The sequence below is a fragment of the Mycobacterium mantenii genome, assembly GCF_010731775.1.
In the GTDB taxonomy this organism is placed as follows: domain Bacteria; phylum Actinomycetota; class Actinomycetes; order Mycobacteriales; family Mycobacteriaceae; genus Mycobacterium; species Mycobacterium mantenii.
Map to the genome: position 1 here is coordinate 4,124,463 of NZ_AP022590.1, position 17,932 is coordinate 4,142,394.

The 17,932-nt window shown below is 65.8% G+C and carries 20 protein-coding genes; 9 read left to right on the forward strand and 11 right to left on the reverse strand.

The genetic code is table 11. The annotated features are described in order from the left end of the window. Positions 1–32: 32 nt before the first annotated feature. Together G6N50_RS18650 and G6N50_RS18655 are read right to left on the reverse strand one after the other, a co-directional pair. Positions 33–668, reverse strand: coding sequence for a TetR/AcrR family transcriptional regulator (locus G6N50_RS18650; protein ID WP_083094628.1), 636 nt, complete (start codon positions 666–668; stop codon positions 33–35). Between the two features lie 2 nt (positions 669–670). Then, complete coding sequence (locus G6N50_RS18655; RefSeq protein ID WP_083094629.1) at positions 671–1,663, reverse strand: pirin family protein; 993 nt, start codon at positions 1,661–1,663, stop codon at positions 671–673. 270 nt (positions 1,664–1,933) lie between these two features. Here G6N50_RS18655 and G6N50_RS18660 point away from each other — a divergent pair, with 270 nt between their 5' ends. After that, on the forward strand, positions 1,934–3,895 hold the full coding sequence (locus tag G6N50_RS18660) for a chloride channel protein (protein ID WP_083094630.1): 1,962 nt from the start codon (positions 1,934–1,936) through the stop codon (positions 3,893–3,895). A gap of 10 nt (positions 3,896–3,905) precedes the next feature. On the opposite strand, the gene G6N50_RS18665 is transcribed toward G6N50_RS18660, so the two are convergent. Together G6N50_RS18665 and G6N50_RS18670 are read right to left on the reverse strand one after the other, a co-directional pair. Further along, a complete protein-coding gene (locus G6N50_RS18665; RefSeq protein WP_067834506.1) occupies positions 3,906–4,454 on the reverse strand; it encodes a Dps family protein in 549 nt (182 codons plus the stop codon). Positions 4,455–4,541: 87 nt separating this feature from the next. Further along, positions 4,542–5,453 (reverse strand): DNA-3-methyladenine glycosylase family protein, encoded by a 912-nt coding sequence (locus tag G6N50_RS18670; RefSeq protein WP_083094631.1) that lies wholly within the window; start codon positions 5,451–5,453, stop codon positions 4,542–4,544. Positions 5,454–5,511: 58 nt separating this feature from the next. Here G6N50_RS18670 and G6N50_RS18675 point away from each other — a divergent pair, with 58 nt between their 5' ends. Beyond that, positions 5,512–5,913 (forward strand): nuclear transport factor 2 family protein, encoded by a 402-nt coding sequence (locus G6N50_RS18675; RefSeq protein WP_067834502.1) that lies wholly within the window; start codon positions 5,512–5,514, stop codon positions 5,911–5,913. Here the strand turns inward: G6N50_RS18675 and G6N50_RS18680 are convergent. The 4 genes from G6N50_RS18680 to G6N50_RS18695 are packed head-to-tail and all read right to left on the reverse strand — an operon-like array spanning position 5,907 to position 8,747. After that, positions 5,907–6,287, reverse strand: a complete 381-nt coding sequence (locus G6N50_RS18680; RefSeq protein WP_083094632.1) for a DUF427 domain-containing protein — start codon at positions 6,285–6,287, stop codon at positions 5,907–5,909. The genes G6N50_RS18675 and G6N50_RS18680 overlap by 7 nt on opposite strands. A 59-nt stretch (positions 6,288–6,346) precedes the next feature. Next, positions 6,347–7,129, reverse strand: coding sequence for a class I SAM-dependent methyltransferase (locus G6N50_RS18685; RefSeq protein ID WP_083094757.1), 783 nt, complete (start codon positions 7,127–7,129; stop codon positions 6,347–6,349). Positions 7,130–7,182: 53 nt separating this feature from the next. After that, positions 7,183–8,226 carry an NAD-dependent epimerase/dehydratase family protein gene (locus G6N50_RS18690; protein WP_083094633.1) on the reverse strand — a complete coding sequence of 348 codons (1,044 nt, stop codon included), beginning with the start codon at positions 8,224–8,226 and terminating at the stop codon, positions 7,183–7,185. Positions 8,227–8,240: 14 nt separating this feature from the next. Next, a complete protein-coding gene (locus G6N50_RS18695; RefSeq protein WP_083094634.1) occupies positions 8,241–8,747 on the reverse strand; it encodes a nuclear transport factor 2 family protein in 507 nt (168 codons plus the stop codon). Between the two features lie 73 nt (positions 8,748–8,820). On the opposite strand from G6N50_RS18695, the gene msrA reads away from it, so the two are divergent. The 3 genes from msrA to G6N50_RS18710 all read left to right on the forward strand — a co-directional run bounded on the left by msrA (position 8,821) and on the right by G6N50_RS18710 (position 11,654). Continuing rightward, positions 8,821–9,333, forward strand: coding sequence for a peptide-methionine (S)-S-oxide reductase MsrA (gene msrA / locus G6N50_RS18700; protein ID WP_083094635.1), 513 nt, complete (start codon positions 8,821–8,823; stop codon positions 9,331–9,333). Positions 9,334–9,514: 181 nt separating this feature from the next. After that, positions 9,515–11,128, forward strand: a complete 1,614-nt coding sequence (gene mdlC / locus G6N50_RS18705; RefSeq protein WP_083094636.1) for a benzoylformate decarboxylase — start codon at positions 9,515–9,517, stop codon at positions 11,126–11,128. A 160-nt stretch (positions 11,129–11,288) separates the two neighbouring features. After that, complete coding sequence (locus G6N50_RS18710) at positions 11,289–11,654, forward strand: PucR family transcriptional regulator (RefSeq protein WP_142275504.1); 366 nt, start codon at positions 11,289–11,291, stop codon at positions 11,652–11,654. Between the two features lie 12 nt (positions 11,655–11,666). Here the strand turns inward: G6N50_RS18710 and G6N50_RS18715 are convergent, their stop codons facing one another. Further along, the gene (locus G6N50_RS18715; protein ID WP_083094758.1) at positions 11,667–12,986 is read right to left on the reverse strand and encodes a cytochrome P450; all 1,320 of its coding nucleotides are present in this window, start codon (positions 12,984–12,986) and stop codon (positions 11,667–11,669) included. Positions 12,987–13,128: 142 nt separating this feature from the next. Between G6N50_RS18715 and G6N50_RS18720 the strand changes: the two genes are divergently transcribed. Together G6N50_RS18720 and G6N50_RS18725 are read left to right on the forward strand one after the other, a co-directional pair. Continuing rightward, complete coding sequence (locus G6N50_RS18720; protein ID WP_083094638.1) at positions 13,129–13,746, forward strand: TetR/AcrR family transcriptional regulator; 618 nt, start codon at positions 13,129–13,131, stop codon at positions 13,744–13,746. A gap of 105 nt (positions 13,747–13,851) precedes the next feature. Beyond that, positions 13,852–14,064: a TOBE domain-containing protein gene (locus G6N50_RS18725; RefSeq protein WP_083094759.1), complete on the forward strand. Its 213-nt coding sequence runs from the start codon at positions 13,852–13,854 to the stop codon at positions 14,062–14,064. Position 14,065: 1 nt separating this feature from the next. Here the strand turns inward: G6N50_RS18725 and G6N50_RS18730 are convergent, their stop codons facing one another. Together G6N50_RS18730 and G6N50_RS18735 are read right to left on the reverse strand one after the other, a co-directional pair. Beyond that, on the reverse strand, positions 14,066–14,950 hold the full coding sequence (locus G6N50_RS18730) for an alpha/beta fold hydrolase (RefSeq protein WP_083094639.1): 885 nt from the start codon (positions 14,948–14,950) through the stop codon (positions 14,066–14,068). A 29-nt stretch (positions 14,951–14,979) separates the two neighbouring features. Next, positions 14,980–16,209, reverse strand: coding sequence for a sulfotransferase family protein (locus tag G6N50_RS18735; RefSeq protein ID WP_083094640.1), 1,230 nt, complete (start codon positions 16,207–16,209; stop codon positions 14,980–14,982). A 28-nt stretch (positions 16,210–16,237) separates the two neighbouring features. Between G6N50_RS18735 and G6N50_RS18740 the strand changes: the two genes are divergently transcribed. Beyond that, positions 16,238–16,813, forward strand: coding sequence for a TetR/AcrR family transcriptional regulator (locus tag G6N50_RS18740; protein WP_083094641.1), 576 nt, complete (start codon positions 16,238–16,240; stop codon positions 16,811–16,813). After that, positions 16,810–17,925 carry a DUF1214 domain-containing protein gene (locus G6N50_RS18745; RefSeq protein ID WP_083094642.1) on the forward strand — a complete coding sequence of 372 codons (1,116 nt, stop codon included), beginning with the start codon at positions 16,810–16,812 and terminating at the stop codon, positions 17,923–17,925. Before G6N50_RS18740 ends, G6N50_RS18745 begins: the two co-directional genes overlap by 4 nt. The last annotated feature ends 7 nt before the right edge of the window (positions 17,926–17,932 follow it).

Below are 17,932 nucleotides of genomic sequence, written 5' to 3' on the forward strand. Positions count from 1 at the left end.
TGTGCGCAACTTCACTGCGCCCCGAACCGCCCTTATCCCTCTGGGCGGAAGAGCGCGCCTTCCAGCAGTTGGCGCAGCATGCCGGTGACCGCCAGCATCGCGTCTTGGCCACGGATATACCCCGCGTACAGACCCACGCCGGAGATCACCACGAGCAGGGTTTCGACCAACGCCGAGGCATCGACGTCGGCGACGACCTCGCCGGACCGGATCGCGTCGTTGACGACGCGCGACAAAAATTCCCGAGCCATCCGTACGGACTCATTTTCGGTTTTGCTCCATTCGGGGTGCCGCTGCGATTCAAGAACGCCACCGATAATGAATGCTGACCCCGCGGGATTTTCCGAATTAGCTTTCACCGCCGCGGAGATGAACGCCGTCAGCCGCGCCACCAGCGTGGTTTCCCGGTCCGCCCGTTTAATGCCGGTCCCGATAATGAATTCATTTGTTTCGTCCAGCACTTCCTGATACAGCACCCGCTTGCTCGAGAAATAGTGATTGATCGCCGGGCGGGTGAGGTCGGCGCGCGCCGCGATGGCCTGGAAGGTCGCGCCGTCGTAGCCCCGCTCGCTGAATACCAAACGAGCCGCTTGGATGATCCGTCGGCGAGTCTCGTCGGCCTTCGCCGCAGGCGGGCGCCCGGGCCGGCGATTCCCCCGTGGAAGCATTGCTAAAGTGTGCCACCGCTGCGGTGCGGCATTAGCGCATTCGGCGGAATGGTGCCAAATCTCCCGGCCTGGTAGTCCTCTAGCGCCTCGATCAATTCCACGCGCGTGTTCATCACGAAAGGCCCGTAGTGGAATACCGGCTCACGAATCGGCCGACCGCCCAAAAGCAGCACATCAATGGCGGGGCGAACCGGCGCGTGATCCGAATCCGCGACCTGCCGGGCCCCCACGGTGATCCGATCACCGGGCCCCAGGACCGCTAACTGCCCTTCATGGATCGGATGGGCTACCGGACCGACGTACCCACTACCGGACAGCACATACACCAGCGCATTGAAGTCTCGCGGCCAGGGCATGTTGAGCCGGGCCCCGTTTTCGATCGTCGCGTGCGCGAGGGTGATCGGGGTGTGGGTGACACCGGGCCCGCGGTGTCCGGCGATCTCGCCGGCGATGATGCGGATCAGCGCCCCACCGTCGTCGGATGCGAGCAACGCGACGTCGCCGCCCGCGAGGGCCTGATACCGCGGGGGCGCGAACTTGTCTTTCTTCGGCAGATTCACCCAGAGCTGGACGCCGTGAAAGAGTCCTCCTCTGTCGACCAGTTCGGCCGGCGGCGTCTCGATGTGCAGGATCCCCGAGCCTGCCGTCATCCACTGCGTCGCACCGTCGGTGATCAGGCCGCCACCGCCGTGGGAGTCCTGGTGTGCGAACTTCCCGTCGAGCATGTAGGTCACGGTTTCGAAACCGCGGTGCGGATGCCAGTCGGTGCCCCGGGGCTCCCCCGGTGCGTATTCGACCGCACCCATCTGGTCCATGTGCACGAAGGGGTCGAGCGCGGCCGCGCTGACTCCCGCGAAAGCACGCACGACCGGGAAACCCTCGCCCTCGTACCCCCGCGGCCCGATCGTGATCGATCGGACCGGCCGTTCGGTGTCGGCGGGACCGGGACCGCTCACTCGTGGCAACGTCAGCGTGTTAGCCGTGACTGCAGGCATCTGGCCTCCTCATATAGCGGATGGCCTATATAACTGGACTCGGGTCCACTTATTCCGCAACCTCGTCACATGCGGCTGCAGGCGGCGTCGTCGGCAGAGGACACGTTCGATCGGCCCCGGCCAGGACGGCCGCCGTGCGAACGATAGTTTGATAAGGCAATATTTGCCGAGGTAAATATCGTCGTCGTGCCCGTCTCGCGATGTTCGATGCGGCGTCGCAATGACCTCGAACGCCGACGCGAGAAGGCCGCTGAGAAAGGTGACCGGGGGATGGAGCAAAACAGGGCGGCGGCCAAACCGGCCCGGACGCGGCCGAGGGTGTCCAATGCCGTCGGGCAGGTCGCCAGCTGGGCGCGGGCGAACCGCCTCGGATTGTTCTGCGTGGCGATCGTGGTGGGGATCGGCGCCGGGCTCGGCGCTGCGGCATTCCGGTATCTGATCTTTGGCTTCACCTGGCTGGCAACCGGGCACGACGAGTTCGGCCAGCAGGGTTGGGTGGCCAGCGCTCACCTACCGTGGTTGGGGGTCGGGTTCTATGCGGTCATCCCCGTAATCGGCGGGTTGCTTTATGGGCCGCTGATCAACCGGTTCGCGCGAGAGGCGCGGGGCCACGGCGTGCCGGAAGTCATGATCGCGGTCGCAGAGAACGGCGGCCGCATCCGGCCTCAGGTGACAGTCGTCAAGGCGCTGGCCTCAGCGATGTGCATCGGCACCGGCGGCTCGGTTGGTCGGGAAGGACCGATCGTGCAGATTGGCGCCGCCCTGGCGTCGAGCTTGGGCCAATGGGTGCGGATGCCAGAGAACCGGCTCAGGGTGCTGGTGGCCTGCGGCGCCGCCGGCGGCATCTCGGCAACGTTCAACGCCCCGATCACCGGCGTGTTTTTCGCCGTCGAACTGATCCTGCGCGAACTCTCCGTCGAAGCGATATTCACCATCATGCTTTCGGCGATGGTGGCCGACGTGATAGCCCGCGTCTTCTTCGGCTCGGCCCCCTTCCTCACCCAGCTGCCGGAAGGCATCGAACTCAATCACATCGCCAACTATTTGTTGGTGGCGCTCCTCGCGGCGATCGCCGGGCTGCTCGGGATCGTCTTCAAGAACCTGCTGTACAAGACCGAGGACGTGTGCGACCGGCTATGGGGAAGCCGCCCGGACTGGGCGCGCCCGGCTGTCGGTGGAATCGTGCTGGGCCTACTGCTGCTCGCCGTGCCCCAGCTCTACGGGGTCGGCTACCCGGTCATGTATGCCGCTTTCGCCGGCCATTACGCCTTGTGGTTTCTGGTGATCCTCGCCGCCGGAAAGATGCTGGCGTGCAGCTTGACCATTGGGATCGGCGGCTCCGGCGGCGTATTCGCTCCGTCGTTGTTCGTGGGGGCCACGTCGGGCATGGCCTTCGGCCTCATCGTTCAGCACGTCATCGGCACGGCGGTCGGGCATCCGGCGCTCTACGCCATTGTCGGCATGGGCGCGGTGTTCGCTTCTGCTTCGCGGGCCCCGCTCACGGCACTGGCCAGCACTGTCGAGATGACCGGCGACTTCACCCTTACCCTGCCGGTCATGCTGGCCGTCGCCGTCGGCACCACCGTGTCGCGCGGTCTCTCCTACGGCACCATCTACACCGCCAAGCTGTTACGCCGGGGCATCGACATCGACCGGCCAACACCCACGCACGCCTTCGCCGGCCTGACGGTGGCTGACGCCATGCACCCGTTCGCCGCCCCACTCAACCTGACCGACCCGACGGGTGACGCGACGCATGACTGGACCGCACTGCTCGGCCCCGTGACCCGCGTCCGTGAACCTCAGGCGCTGTTTGCCAATGACAGCCTCGCCCAGGCCTTGCGTCAGCTCGTCCTCTACGGCCGCGACGGCTTACCGGTGATCGACACCGACGCACGGCGCGTTCAGGGCTGGCTGACCAACCAGAACGTGCTGCGCGCAGTCGCTACCCACGTCACGGCCGACCCGGGGACACCCGGCCCCGAACACGATCCGCGAAGTCAGCTCGACGGGTACTGCATCGTCGAGCACACCCTCACAGCCGATTCGGTAGCAGTCGGGCGCAACCTGGACGATTTCGAATGGCCGGCGGGCCACGTCCCGGTATCCGTCGTGCACAATCGACGGCTCGTCGACGCGCAGCCCACCGTACGGCTTTCGGCAGGCGACCGGATCAATGTCCTCGTGCCCAAAAACGGTTCACGCGGCACCGAGTCGTCACCAGGACGGTAGAACGCTGGCGTCAGGATTTGCCGCGAGCGCTACTGGCAGCATCCTTTTCGGTGCTCTTGCCCTTGTGCGCCAGCTCGCCGCCGGCGCTTTCCAGGTGCGCCCGGACGAACCATTGGAACTTCTCCAGCTGGCCCGCCTGGCCGATCAACAGGTCCTGGGTGACCTGGTCGAGTTCGTCCGTCTCGTCGATGTATTGGCGGATGTCCTCGATGACGCCGTTGTAGACGAGGTCGAGCGCGGCCAGGTGCGCCTGGACCGTGTCGCGGCCGACTGAGTAGTCGTCCCAGGAACGGTCGTTGAGGATGGCGCCTGGCGTACCCTGCGGCGAAGCACCAAGGGCCGCAATGCGTTCGGCGACATCATCGGCAAACCCGCGGACTGCGTCCACTTGCGGGTCGATCATCTCGTGTACGCCGATGAAGTTGGGGCCGACCACGTTCCAGTGGATGTGCTTCAGCGTCAGATGAAGATCGTTGTAGGTGCTCAGTTGCTTTTGCAGCAGTTCGGTGAGCCGCACTGCCTGCTTGTCGGTCAATCCCGGAATTGTGAACTGAGTCATCGCTTGTTTCCTAGCTTCCTTCCATGGGGTTGGCACAAGTTACTTGCCTTATTGAGTACCCGATGGCCCAGTTGAAAAACGCGGCGATCAAAGCGAGTGGATTTGCTGCACCGGTAGTCGCGGCCCGCGGCGGGGTTCGTATGCCAGTCCGCTGGCTTCGAGCAGCCGCACCACACGCTGGCGGTGGGGCCGCATCGGCTCGAGTAGTTCGAGCATGCCCGAGTCGTCGACGGGCCGCCCCAACAGCGTCCACCCGATCATTTTCGGAATGTGGTAATCACCCACCGACACGGCGTCGGCATCGCCGAAGGCGCGTTGCGCCGTCTCGGCGGCGGTCCATTCCCCCACGCCGGGCAGCGACATCAGCGCCGCACGCGCCTGCTCCGTCGACCGAGACACCAGCCGTTCTAACGAGGGGGCCCGCCGCGCACACGTCACCACCGCCTGGGCCCGCCTCGGATCGACGTTGGCGCGATGAAACTCCCACGACGGGATGTTCCGCCAAACCTGCGCGGACGGCATGACCCGCATCCCCTCCGGTGCCGGCCCGGGCGCCGGGGTCCCGTACTTCGACACCAGCACCCGCCACGAGCGAAACGCGTCGGCGCCGGGCACCCGCTGCTCGATGATCGCCGGGATCAGCGCCTCCAGCACCAGCCCGGTGCGGCCCAGGCGCAAGTGCGGAACCCTTTGGTGCGCGGCGGCAACCGTCGGGTGCCGCGGCACGAAGTCCGAGTCGTCGTCCTCGAGACCCAACATGCCGGGCAGCATTTCGATGAACTCCGGTGCGCCGCTGCCCCACGCCACACCGTGTGCGGCATTGTGGGTGACGCGGCTGATCCGGGCCGTGACGGGTCCGGTGGGCAGCAGGCTAGTGCGCCAGATCGATCCGTCACCGGGAGCCCGGAAACACGGGTCCCCGCGGCCACGGCGAAGGGGCGCCAGCGTGTGCCCGAAGCTGACGGCTCCGGGGAACACGACCGTGCGCGTGCTCTTCACCTGTGACCTCCGACTGAACTGATTGACCGTGAACTGCGTCCCAAGTCAATATTGCGGTGTGATGACGCCGTTCGATGACCCGCAGGGCGAACTGGCCTGGATGTTCCTGCAGAGCACCAGCGACGGCGGCGATCTTGACGAGGGTTTCGCCCTGCTCAGCGAAGACTTCACCTACTGGACGCTCTACACGCGTACTTCCTGCGACAAGCAGACATTTCGGCGGGCGGTCGAGCGGCGCAAACAAGATCTCGAACTGACCATCGATTTGGAGCGCTGCGTCAACGAGGGCGAGACGGTGGTGGTAGAGGCGCAGGCGACCGGCACCACCTCCGCCGGCATCGAGTACGACAGCCCGTTCGTGTGCATCTTCGATACCCGCGACGGGCTGATCGTCGCGATGCGTTTGTACAGCGACACCCGCGCGGTAGCGAGCGCACTTCCCGGGTGGCTCCCCTACTGAGCCGAGACGATGATGTCGGCCTTGTTGGGGTAGAACGCGACATGCCCGGCAATCGCCGCGACCGCCGGATACGGCTGCTCATACGTCCAGATCACGTCGTTGACAGTGTCACCGGCCGAGGTGGTCACGCTGTAGTAGCTGGCGTCGCCCTTGAAGGGGCAGTGTGTGGTGGTGTCGGTCCGGGTGAGCCGCTCCTGCACCACGTCGGCGATCGGAATGTATTGCACCGCAGGCAAAGTGGCTTCACGCAGCTCGAGTGCGGCCGTACTGTCGGCGACGAGCTCGCCATTGACCGTGACCTGGACGCGGCCCTTGGTCGGCTCGATGGTGATCGGGTGCCCGGCGCTGGGTTCTTTGATTTCCGGGTGGCTCATGGATCCTCCTCAGACGCGGATAACGATTGCAACACCAGCCTGCGCCCATCACTTCCCGATCAGGCGGGGCCGAATGCGTAGCGGTGGTATTGCGACATGTTCGCCACGGCCGGTACCAGCGCCATGGTCCTGCCGAGCACCCGATACCTGCGCGGTAGCCACGTGAACGTCTCCGATTCGAACCACCGCTGCCAGGACAGCAAGCGGGTGCCGGGCACGGCGGACAGGATGTCGGCGGGTCCGTCGATACCCCAGCTCAGCTTTGAGCCCGAGCGGCGCACCACCTTGTTCATCCACTGCGACTTGATGCCCAACCGGTTGAAGGCGTCGAACTGAAGCTCGCCGGCTTCGAAGCGATCGACGATTCGGCGCAGCATCGCAACGCCCTCCGAGGGGTCGAGATACATGGTCAGTCCCTCGGCGATCATCAGCGTGGGCCGGTCGTTGGGTGTCTCGGCGACCCAGGCCGGGTCGATGACCGACGCCGCGATCACCCGGCGGTTATCGGTCGCGGGGTAGAGCTGGGTGCACAGCCTGGCGACATCGGGGTAGTCGATGTCGTACCACTCGACGTGCGGCCCCGGCTGCAACCGGAAGTAGCGGCTGTCCAACCCGCAGCCCACATGGAGAACGACGGCGCTTGGATGCGCGGCGAGGAATTGGCGCACCCAGATGTCGAAGTGCGCCGTGCGCGTCGTCACCGACGTCGAATTACGCGGCGTGATGGTGGTTTTCGACCAGTCGTAGTCGATTCGCCCGACGATTTCCTTGGCGTAGCGATCACCCAGGATCGGCTTGGGCAGATCGGCGTCGAGGGCCTTGGCGTACAACGTCGCCAGCATGGTCTGCGGCGGCCCGTGCAGATCGAGCTGAAGGCGTCCCACGCGAACGAAGCCTATTCGGCGCGGGCGGCGCCGCTGTCCTGGGTGGCTTTTCGGCCGGCCTGCGCGGTCTTCAGTGCGGCCCAGAAGCGGGCCGCCTCGCGGATGGATTCCTGGACCGGGCGCGGCTGCCAGCCCAATTCGCGCACGGCCTTGCTGTGGTCGACGGGCGCCTCGGCACGCATCATGCGCACCGACGCGAGGCTGAGTTCGGCGTCCTTGCCGGTGAGTCGGGCCCGCAGATTGCCCAGCGCCCCCAGCGCATACAGCATCGGGACCGGGATCGAGCGCCGCGGCACCGGCACCCCGGCCTCGTCGGCCGCGATCCGGACCACCTCTTTCAGCGCGATCATTCGTTCGGAGATCAAGTACCGCTCGCCGATGCGCCCGTGTTCGGCGGCCAAGATCATGGCCCGGGCGGCGTCGGTGACGCCGACAGCTTCCAGCGCGATGCCCTCCATCGTGAAGGGCAGCTTGCCGAAGACCGCGCCGGCGATGAACGCTCCGTGCGGGGTGCGACCCCAGTCGCCGCTGCCGTAGGTCGTCGACACGCACATCGCCACCGCGGGCAGCCCGGCCTCGGCCACGTAGCGCATCACCAGGTTCTCGGCCTGGACCCGGGACTGGACGTAGTCCGACAACCCCCGGGTGCCGACGATGTCTTCTTCGGTCGCCACGTGCCCGTGGCGCCGGCCGACGGTCGCGTAGGTGCTGGTGAAGATGAACCGGCGCAGGTCGGGTTGCGTGACGGCCACATCGAGAACGTTGCGCAACCCTTCGACGTTGGTGCGAAACAGTGGCGAGGTGTCGCGCAGCCAGGCGCGGGTGTCGACGACGCAGTAATAGACGTCGTCGACGCCGTCCATCGCCTCCTGCAGCACGGCGGTGTCGAACACGTCGCCGTGAAATCGGGTCAGCGCGAGGTCATCGATGGCGCGGGTATTGGCGTTCGACCGCACCATCGCCCGGACGTCCGCGCCGTCGGCGACAAGCTGGCGGGTCACATGCGACCCCAGGAAGCCGTTGGCGCCGATGACCAGCTTTGGTTTCGTGCTCACGGATCCCTCTTCCCTCACTGTTGGCCGCCGTTCTCCCGCATCCAGCGCGCAGCCTCGTCGTCGAACGTGCCCAGGGCCTGCGCCTTGCGGCACCACTTCATCCCGGCCCGCAGGAAGCGCAACGGGTTGTAGATGTCTTCCTGCCGACACCACAGGCCCTCACCGGCGTAGGTGATGATCGAGATGTTGGTCGCGGTGATGACGCTGCCGTCCCCGGGATCGCGCATCGGGTTGTCGAGTTCCATGATGATGCGCCCCGTCGGCTCGTCGATCACCGACCACAGCGACGGGAACGCCACCATGTGGCTGCCGGGAAAGCTGCTCATCGTCCGGCTGATCCACGCACGGACCTCGTCGCGGCCGTGCATGGTGCCCGCCGCGTGCTCGATGTACAGGACGTCGGGTGTGTAGTGCTGGACCCACGCGTCCCAGTCCTGCGATCGCGCCGCCGCATCGACGGTCGCTTCGAATTCTTCGAAGGCGGCGGCCAGTTCGCTACGGGAGAACTTCGGCGTGCTCATGATTTCGCGGCCCGTTGCAACTCATCGGCGGAGTGTAGCCTGGCGTCATTGTTGCCGGTTAGGAGGACGAACGATGACCAACCAGAAAGCAATTCTGGCCGGCGGCTGCTTTTGGGGAATGCAGGAACTGATCCGCAAGCAGCCGGGCGTGGTGTCCACCCGGGTCGGTTACACCGGCGGTGAGGTCCCTAACGCGACCTATCGCAACCACGGCACGCACGCCGAAGCCATCGAGATCGTCTATGACCCGACGCTCACCGATTACCGCACGATGCTGGAGTTCTTCTTCCAGATTCACGATCCGACAACGAAAGACCGGCAGGGCAACGACCGGGGACCCAGTTACCGGTCGGCCATTTTCTACCTCGACGATGAGCAGAAGCGGATCGCGCTGGACACCATCGCCGATGTCGAGGCGTCCGGGCTGTGGCCGGGCAAGGTGGTGACCGAGGTCAGTCCGGCCGGCGACTTCTGGGAAGCCGAGCCCGAACATCAGGACTACCTGCAGCACTATCCCAACGGATACACCTGCCACTACATCCGCCCCGGCTGGAAGCTGCCGCGCCGCGCCACCGCGGACCAGTAGTAGGAGTCGGGTCCGGCGCCCTTCCGGCGCTGTGCGGCGCCACCGTTAACGGGGCGCAACGATGTCGCTCACAACATCGACATCGCGGTCCAGCAGGCGCAAGATCTAACGCGAGTGCGCGCCATCGTGGGTGCGCTTTTCATATGCGTGAAAAGTCCGCTCGCGAAGGGAACTTGGGCTCATGTCGTCTTCACCTACCGTCTGGGATGTCACCTACGACCTGCTGCGCTCGTTGGGGTTGACGACGGTGTTCGGCAATCCGGGATCGACCGAGCAGACGTTCCTGAAGAACTTTCCCGACGACTTCAGCTACGTGCTGGGACTGCAGGAGGCGTCGGTGCTGGCCATGGCGGACGGTTTCGCACAGTCCACCGGCAAGCCCGCCCTGGTGAACCTGCACACCGCGGCGGGCACCGGTAACGCCATGGGGAGCCTTATCGCGGCGTACAAGAGCAACACCCCGCTGATCGTCACGGCGGGTCAGCAAACTCGCGAAATGGTGCTCTGCGAGCCATATCTGACCAACACCAGCGAGACCCAGCTGCCACTGCCGTGGGTGAAGTGGGCGTATCAGCCCGCCCGTGCCGAGGACGTGCCGGCGGCGTTCATGCGGGCCTACACCCTCGCGGTGCAGCCGCCGTCGGGCCCGGTGTATCTGTCCATCCCGCTTGACGACTGGGAGAAGCCGGCGCTCGGTCCGGCCGTGATCCGCACAGCAAGTCAGCGCTGTGCGCCGGAAGCCGCTCGCCTCAGGACTTTCGCCGAGCGCATCAACCGGGCGCGGCGGCCGCTGCTGGTGTTCGGCCCCGAGGTCGATCGGGCCGGCGCCTGGGATGCCGCCGTTGTGTTCGCCGAGAAGGTCAACGCGCCTGTACATGCAAGCGCGCTGCCGGACCGATTGTCGTTCCCCGAGGATCATCCGCTGTATCAGGGCATGTTGCCGATGACCATCGCCGAGGTGACCGAGGTGTTGCGCGGGCATGACCTCGTGGTGGTCATCGGCGCGCAAGTGTTCCGCTACTACCCGTATGTGGCCGGGGACTACCTACCCGACGGCACCGACCTGTTGCACATCACCGCCGATCCGTGGCTGACGGGTGCCGCACCGGTGGGCGACAGCTTGTTGAGCGACACACGGCTTGCCCTGCAGGAGCTGACCCCGCTGATCGAAACCGGTTCGGGTAGGCCAACACCCAGCCCGCTGGACCGCACCCCGGGAACGGTGGAGCCGGCCGGCGCCCCGTTGACCCCGGCTCAGGTGTATTCCGCCTTGAACACGGTGAAGCCGCCTGGGGCGGCGCTGGTCAACGAATCGACGTCGACACTGGCCGAGCAGGCGCGCTGGCTGCCAACCGTGCGGTCGAACTCGTTCTTCGCCACCGGCAGCGGGGGGATCGGGTGGGGCGTACCGGGCGCGGTCGGCGTCGCGCTGGGCGACCGTGCCAGTGGCCGCAAGCGGGCCGTGGTGGCGACGATCGGCGACGGATCGTTTCAGTATTCCATTCAAGCGATCTGGACGGCGGCCCAGCACAAACTGCCGATTGTGTTCGTGGTGATGCGCAACGGCGAGTACGCCGTCTTGAAATCCTTTGCATTACTTGAAAAAACGCCAGGGGTACCGGGGTTAGACCTGCCCGGCCTGGATATCGAATCGCTGGCGACCGGCTTCGGCTGCCATGCTGTCACGGTGGGCGATACGGAGCAGTTGGTCAAGGAATTCGACGTTGCACTTTCTGCCGACGGACCCACCGTCATCGTGGTGCCCACGAAACCCCAAGTCGCGCATCTGGGCTGAGAAGCCGATGCGCGCGACTACAACGAATTGTCCTGGCGCTCCGGTGAACTCTTCGAAGCCATCCGGGCCGGGTCGATAACCGTCACCACGGGCGAACGTCAGCCCAACGATAATTGACCTCGGGCAAACGGCCGGCGCCTTGCACTACGCGAGGATCGCGATGACGGCGTCGCGGCCCGATCGCGGCCCGATCACCGTCTTCGACCGCGACGTCATGGCCATCACGGCCGTGGCCGCCCCCGAAGTGATGGACCGCGTCGCGGCCAACGTTCTCGGTGCGCTGGATGAATTGCCCGCGCACGAACGAGAAGCACTGCTCGACACGCTGGAGGCGTGGTTCGACCACGGGGGTTCGGCCGAGCGTGCCGCGCAGGCCCTGTATGTCCACCCCAATACGGTGCGCCAGCGGCTACGCAAGATCGAGCAGCGGACGGGACGCCCGGTTACCGAACCGCGTGCCGCCGCGGAATTGTGTGTTGCGTTGGAAACGACCCGGCGCACCGGCACGCCGCGAGGCGAAGGCTGACCTGGGTCAGGCTCAGCGCCGGTGCATCACAATCCGGCCGCCGTCCTTCGGCGTGAACGCCACCCCGCGGCAATGCCAATGCTCATCCGGTGCGTCTGTGGTTTCAATAGTGCAGTGGCGCAACACCGTTCGAAGCACCACATCCATCTCCATGTTGGCGAATGCCGCCCCGACACATCGGCGGGTCCCGCCGCCGAACGGCACCCAGGACAGCGCCGACGGTTTCGTTCCAATAAAGCGCTGGGGGTCGAAGCGCTTGGGATCGGGGAACAGCTCGGGGTTGTCGTGTAGTTGCGCGATGCCGACGATGATCGAATAACCGCGCGGAATCAGCCACTCGCCGAGTTGGAAGGTCTCTGGATAAACGTGGCGACCGGCGAAGTCGATCACCGTCCTCGCCCGCTGGACCTCCAGGATGGTCGCCTGGCGAAGCTCGCTGCCGCCGCTGTCGGCCTCCTCGACGAGTGCCCTCAGCAGGTCTGGGTGCCGGCTTATCCGCTCGAACGCCCAGCCCAACGTCGACGCGGTGGTTTCGTGCCCGGCCGCCAGCAGGGCGAGCAGCTCGTCACCAATGTCCTTCCGCGACATGGCCGAACCGTCGTCGTAGGTGCTGCGCAGCAGCAGGGCGAGCACGTCGGTCCGCTCGGCGAAATTGGGGTCCGCGCGCTCGGCCGCGATCAACGTGTCGATGACCTTGTCGTACTGACGCCGCCACTTGTCCAGGCGGGACCACGGGCTGAACCGGCCGTAATTCCGTTTCGGCTTCGGCAGCGACGCCAGACGCGAGCCCAGGGTGACCCAGGGCGGGATGAGCCGGCGCAGCTCGTCGAGTTCGGCGCCGTCGGCCCCGAAGACCGCGCGCAGGATGGCGTTCAGCGTGATCCGCATCATCGGTGGCAGCGTTGCGAAAGACTCGCCCTGCGGCCAGCCGGCGATCTCGCGCAGCGTCTCCTCTTCGATGATGCTCTCGTAGTTCTTCATGCTCTTGCCGTGAAACGGCGGCGCCAACAGCCGCCGCCGGCGGCGGTGTTCGTCGCCCTCGAGCCCGAATACCGAGCCGTAACCGAACAATCTGCTCAAATTGGGCTGGATGTTGCCTAGCTCGTCGGGGCTGGTGGTGAAGATCTGCTTGGCCAGCTCGGGGTCACTGACCGCAATGACGCGCCCCCACATCGGAAGCCGCAACGTGAAGACACTGCCATAGCGGCGCGACAGTCGTCGCATCATCGTGCGCCGCGACACCGCGAATCCAAGGCCCTGAAATACCTTGGGAATTCGGGCCGCCGGAGGCAACTTGACTGCGGCCGGCGGGGCGGTGACTTGTTGGCTCATGACGATGACTTCTCCCAACATATGGCCCGGCACCGGGGTGGTACGGCAATGTACCGCAGGTTCTTCCCGGCACGGTACTCTGAAGTACCAAGCCTGACAAGGTGCCGCACCCACCGAAAGGGGCGCCCGCGTGACACCAGCGGTGACAGCGACCGCCGCCGACGCGGTTGCGGATGACGCACCAGCCGAGCCGGATCCGTTTCGGCAACGGCTGCTCGACGGCCTCGCCACCTCGATCAGCGAGCGCGGCTATCGCGCCAGCACGGTCGCCGACGTCGTCCGCTACGCACGCACGTCCAAGCGCACCTTCTACGACCACTTCGCCGGCAAGGAAGAATGCTTCCTCGAACTACTGGCCGTCGACATCGAGAAACTGGGCGCGAAGATCACGGCCTCGGTCGATCCCGAGGCGGACTGGCACGTGCAGATCCGGCAGGCGGTCGAGGCCTACGTCGGATACATCGAGGCTCGGCCGGCCATTACGTTGAGCTGGATCCGTGAATTGCCCTCGCTGGGTGCGGCCGCTCGGCCCGTCCAGCGTCGCGGACTGCAGTTGCTGTCCAGCCTGCTGATCGACCTCAGCGCCAGTCCCGGGTTCCGGCGCGCAAAGCTGCCTCCGTTGACCCCGCCGTTGTCCGTGATCCTGTTGGGCGGTCTCCGGGAGCTGACCGCGCTTGCGGTCGAAGACGGGAAGCCGGTCCGAGAAATCGTGGAACCGGCCGTCGATGCGTCCTTAGCCCTGCTCGGGCCGCGGCACTAGCCCCTCGATCCCCGTAATCCGAAGGTGTCGCAAGCCATCCGGCCTGCGCCTGGCAGCGCTACGCTCTCCGCAGACCCCACCCGTTCCGACATGGAGGATCCTGCGATGCGGCTCTCGACCCGAAACCAGCTCAGGGGGACCATCACCGAGGTCGAACTCGGCACCGTGATGGCCGTTGTGAAGGTGACGCTTGACGGTGGCGATCAGGTCGTCACGTCGTCGGTGACCAAGGATGCGGCCGCCGACCTCGGACTCAAGGTGGGGCAACCGGCGACCGTGTTCATCAAGTCGACGGAAGTGACCATAGGCGTCGACTAGCTCAAAGTTTCAGAAACGCGCGCAATCGGTCCAGGACCAGGTCGGGCCGCTGGTCGACGATCCAATGGCCAACGCCGTCGACCAGCTCGACCTCGAAATCATTGATGTGATCGGCATATCCGTCGGTGAGATCGGGCGTAATCACCGGATCTTTGGTCCCCGTCAGCCAGCGGACCGGGACGTCGACCCGAGCACCGTCGTATTCGCCGCGCATCCATCGCCGCATCTCTTTGGTTTGGAAGCTGCGATACCACCGCGAACCGGCCTCCGCGTGGCCGGGCTGCTGCATGCACTCGAGGTACATGCGGGTGTCATCCTCAGGCAGGGTGTAACCACCGCCGACCCATGACCCGAGCATGCGGACGAACCGGGAGTTGGGATCGCTGATCACCCGCGGCCCGATGATCGGCAGCGAAATCGGGATCTGATACCAGAACCGCCAGATATTACGCAGCGTCGCAAGGCTCGGCTTCACCCACGGCGCAACGGTATTCACCCCGAAGAACCCGGTCACCTTCTCGGGATGGCGCAGCATCATGATGAACGCGACCGGCCCGCCCCAGTCGTGGGCCACCAGCTTGACCGTAGCGACGCCCAACCGCTCCAGCACCCCGGCCAGATCGTCGGCCATCTCATCCTTGGTGTAGCTCGAGCGCGGCGCCGAACTCCAACCCGAGCCGCGCAGGTCCGGACACAGCACCCGGTAGCCGTCGGTGGCCAGCGGCCCGATCAGCTCGTGCCATTCCCACCAGTTCTGCGGAAAGCCGTGCACCAGCATCACCGCCGGTCCGCTCGCCGGACCCGCGTCCGCGACATGGATCGTCACGCCGTCTCCCAGTTCGATGTATCTGTGTTCGACACCGTCGAGCTCGGGCATAGTGACCATGAATTGAGAACGTAGCGGCTCGGCAGTGGTTAGGCCAGGAACCGCTCGACATACGGCGCGAAGCGCTCCCGCAGGCTGTCCTCGTCCAGCCCGAACATCGCAGCGGACGACTCGACGTTGCCCAGTCGGCCGCGCCGGTGGCCCGACAGATAGTCGCCGATCGAACGGCGCGCCTCGTCGGTGAACGGTTCGCCGGCCAGGGCGTAGACCCGCTCGGCAACACCGAGTTCGTCGGCCATGAAGTCGTCGAACCGAACGTCGATCGAGCGTTCCGGTCCGATGGCGTCGCGGTCGCGGACGAGGGCGGTGAGCATCTGATCGAGACGATCGATCCATGAGTTGGCGATCTGTTCCACCGGCACCGGCGAGCGGTGCATGCGGGCGGAGTAGGTGATCATCGCGATCATCGACAGCGCCACCGGCACCGGGTCGCGGTGGGTGAACACGACGATGCTGTCGGGGAAGACCCGATCCAGCACCACGACCTGCTCGAGATGCTGGGGCGACTTGAGCAGCCAGCGCCGCCCGCCGCGCAGGAACTGCATCGCTTTGAGTTGCGTCGCGAGGTACTGGTAATGCGGCGTTTGGTCGTGCGCCTGGTAGTAGTCACGCCAGCGGGGCACATCGGCGAGGGTCTCCAGCAGCATCGTGGACACGTCATTGGCCAGCAGCTGGATCTCTTCGTGCACGTGATCGGTGGTCATCTCGTGCATGAGCGCGAAATGTGGCATCACCATGTTGATCACCCCGACCGCGACGTCCATCCGAGCGCGCCGCGGATCCGGTTCGACGCCAACCTCATTCGGCATCGGGAACGGCTCGGCACTTTCCCAGTACGGCATGGTGCGGAAGGTCGGCGGCGCGGCCAGCAGGTTGTGCAGGTGTGTGGTGCCGGTGCGGGGCAGTCCGGCGATGACCACCGGCGAGCGTAGTTCGATGTCGTTGATCTCGGGATGGCTGCGCAGTAGGTCCGTCAGCAGCAGCCTGTTCTTGAGCAGCTGCAGCAGTTGTCCGTAGAAGTTCACGACCCCGGCGTCGTGCAGTCCGTCGATCTCGCGTAACGCGGTGAGATAGACGTCGAGGCGTTCTCGGTAATCTTCGGGGCCGAAGTCGTGCAGATCGGTGTCGGCGCAGGCCTGCGCGTGCAGCGCGTCGGCATCCAGTGGGCACTGCGGGGCCATCGTGGCCATCATGTCGAGGATTTGCTGTCCCTCGGCGCTGAATCGGGGCCGGGCAAGGTCGTCGAGGCGAACGGTCACGGCGACTTATGTTACTCTGAGTTTCGTAATGGTAGTAGATTTTGGCCGGCCCCGTGATCCGCGCATCGATGGTGCGGTGTTGCGCGCCACCGTGGAGCTGCTCGCCGAAACGGGTTATTCCGCGCTGCTAGTCTCCGCCATTGCCCAACGAGCGGGCACCAGCAAGCCCGCGATCTATCGCCGCTGGCCGAGCAAGGCGCATCTGGTGCACGAAGCGGTGTTCCCGATCGGCGCCGCGACGGAGATCCCCGACACCGGATCGCTGCCCGAGGATTTGCATGAGATGGTCCGTCGCGCAATGGCTTTCCTGACGACACCGGCCGCCAGGGCGGCCTTGCCCGGGCTCGTCGGCGAGATGGCTGCCGATCCGACCTTGCATTCGGCGCTGCTGGAGCGCTTCGCCGGCATCATCGGCGGCGGCCTCGGCGAATTGCTGGAGCGGGCTAGCGCCCGCGGCGAGGTGCGCGCCGACGTGAGCGCCACGGAACTGACCGAGGCGATTGCGGGCATCACGCTGATCGGCCTGCTCACCCGCCCCGGCGAACTCGACGAAGCGTGGGTCGATCGCACCACCGGGTTGCTCCTGAAAGGAATCAGCGCATGACGCACCAATCGACGGACGCGTGGCAGGAATTGCTGAAAACGCTTGGCGAACTGGATCACTCGTTCCTCGAGGGCGACCGCGCCGTCACCGACGACCGGCACGTCGCCGACGGTTACCGCATGCTGGCCACCACGTTGGGCGTCGCGTTTGACACCTACCTGTTCCCCGAGCCCGGTCGCCCCCAGTTCGTCGCCGTCAACACCCCGTTCCGTCGCGATCGCCGGTGGGGCGGCGACAACACCGACGCGTACTACTTCATCTGCCCGGTCGATGAGAAGCGGCGGTACCGCATCAGCGGCAATAAGGGCGACAGCGTGTATTTTTCGGTGACGGCCTACAACGAACCCTCGCCCGGCGCCTGGTCCGATCGGGTCGTTTCGATCGTCCGCGATACCGATCTCGACATCGACGCCGACGGCAACTTCACCTTCGACTTCCCGGCGACGCCCGACGCCATGGTGCTGATGACCCGCGACTACCAGGCCAACCCACTGACCGGGCGCCCGGTGACGTGGCGGATCGAGGCGATCGACGAGCCAGACCCGATACGGCACGGCGACGCCGAAACCGCGGCGCGTCTGCGGGCCGCCGCCACCTGGTTGCGCACCATGTTCGCCATCGTGCCGTTAGCCGTCGCGGAGAGGGTCCGCGAGAAGAATGGGGCCGCGCACACCCTCGGACACGAAACCGCCCATGCCGCCAACGCATTCGCAGAGCCCTACCAGGTGCCAGACGCCAACTTCGGCTGGTCGGCGCGCGACGCCTGCTACTCCTACGGCAGTTTCGTGCTGGACGAGGACGAGGCGCTGGTCATCACGCACCGGCCGCCGTCGTGCCGATTCTGGAACCTGGTGGTGTGGAACCAGTTCATGGCGACTTTCGGCGCGGGCGATGCCCAGTGCTCCCTCAACGGCCACAGCGCCGTCGCCAACAGCGATGGCTCCGTGACGGTGGTCCTGTCCCCCGTCGAGACGGCCCACCCGAATTCGCTTACCACGCTGGGCTATCCGCGCGGCAACCTGGCATTCCGGTGGTTCCTCGCCGACGGCGTACCGCAGCGGCCGGACGTGAAACTCGTCAAGGCGGCTGACGCACCGACCGCGGTGACCTGAGTTGGAT

Excerpts from the sequence above, each read along its gene's own strand:
- G6N50_RS18650 (WP_083094628.1), bottom strand. The coding sequence starts at position 668 with ATGCTTCCACGGGGGAATCGCCGGCCCGGGCGCCCGCCTGCGGCGAAG.
- G6N50_RS18655 (WP_083094629.1), bottom strand. The coding sequence starts at position 1,663 with ATGCCTGCAGTCACGGCTAACACGCTGACGTTGCCACGAGTGAGCGGT.
- G6N50_RS18660 (WP_083094630.1), top strand. The coding sequence starts at position 1,934 with ATGGAGCAAAACAGGGCGGCGGCCAAACCGGCCCGGACGCGGCCGAGG.
- G6N50_RS18665 (WP_067834506.1), bottom strand. The coding sequence starts at position 4,454 with ATGACTCAGTTCACAATTCCGGGATTGACCGACAAGCAGGCAGTGCGG.
- G6N50_RS18680 (WP_083094632.1), bottom strand. The coding sequence starts at position 6,287 with ATGAGCCACCCGGAAATCAAAGAACCCAGCGCCGGGCACCCGATCACC.
- G6N50_RS18685 (WP_083094757.1), bottom strand. The coding sequence starts at position 7,129 with ATGCTGGCGACGTTGTACGCCAAGGCCCTCGACGCCGATCTGCCCAAG.
- G6N50_RS18695 (WP_083094634.1), bottom strand. The coding sequence starts at position 8,747 with ATGAGCACGCCGAAGTTCTCCCGTAGCGAACTGGCCGCCGCCTTCGAA.
- msrA (WP_083094635.1), top strand. The coding sequence starts at position 8,821 with ATGACCAACCAGAAAGCAATTCTGGCCGGCGGCTGCTTTTGGGGAATG.
- mdlC (WP_083094636.1), top strand. The coding sequence starts at position 9,515 with ATGTCGTCTTCACCTACCGTCTGGGATGTCACCTACGACCTGCTGCGC.
- G6N50_RS18710 (WP_142275504.1), top strand. The coding sequence starts at position 11,289 with ATGACGGCGTCGCGGCCCGATCGCGGCCCGATCACCGTCTTCGACCGC.
- G6N50_RS18715 (WP_083094758.1), bottom strand. The coding sequence starts at position 12,986 with ATGAGCCAACAAGTCACCGCCCCGCCGGCCGCAGTCAAGTTGCCTCCG.
- G6N50_RS18725 (WP_083094759.1), top strand. The coding sequence starts at position 13,852 with ATGCGGCTCTCGACCCGAAACCAGCTCAGGGGGACCATCACCGAGGTC.
- G6N50_RS18730 (WP_083094639.1), bottom strand. The coding sequence starts at position 14,950 with ATGGTCACTATGCCCGAGCTCGACGGTGTCGAACACAGATACATCGAA.
- G6N50_RS18740 (WP_083094641.1), top strand. The coding sequence starts at position 16,238 with ATGGTAGTAGATTTTGGCCGGCCCCGTGATCCGCGCATCGATGGTGCG.
- G6N50_RS18745 (WP_083094642.1), top strand. The coding sequence starts at position 16,810 with ATGACGCACCAATCGACGGACGCGTGGCAGGAATTGCTGAAAACGCTT.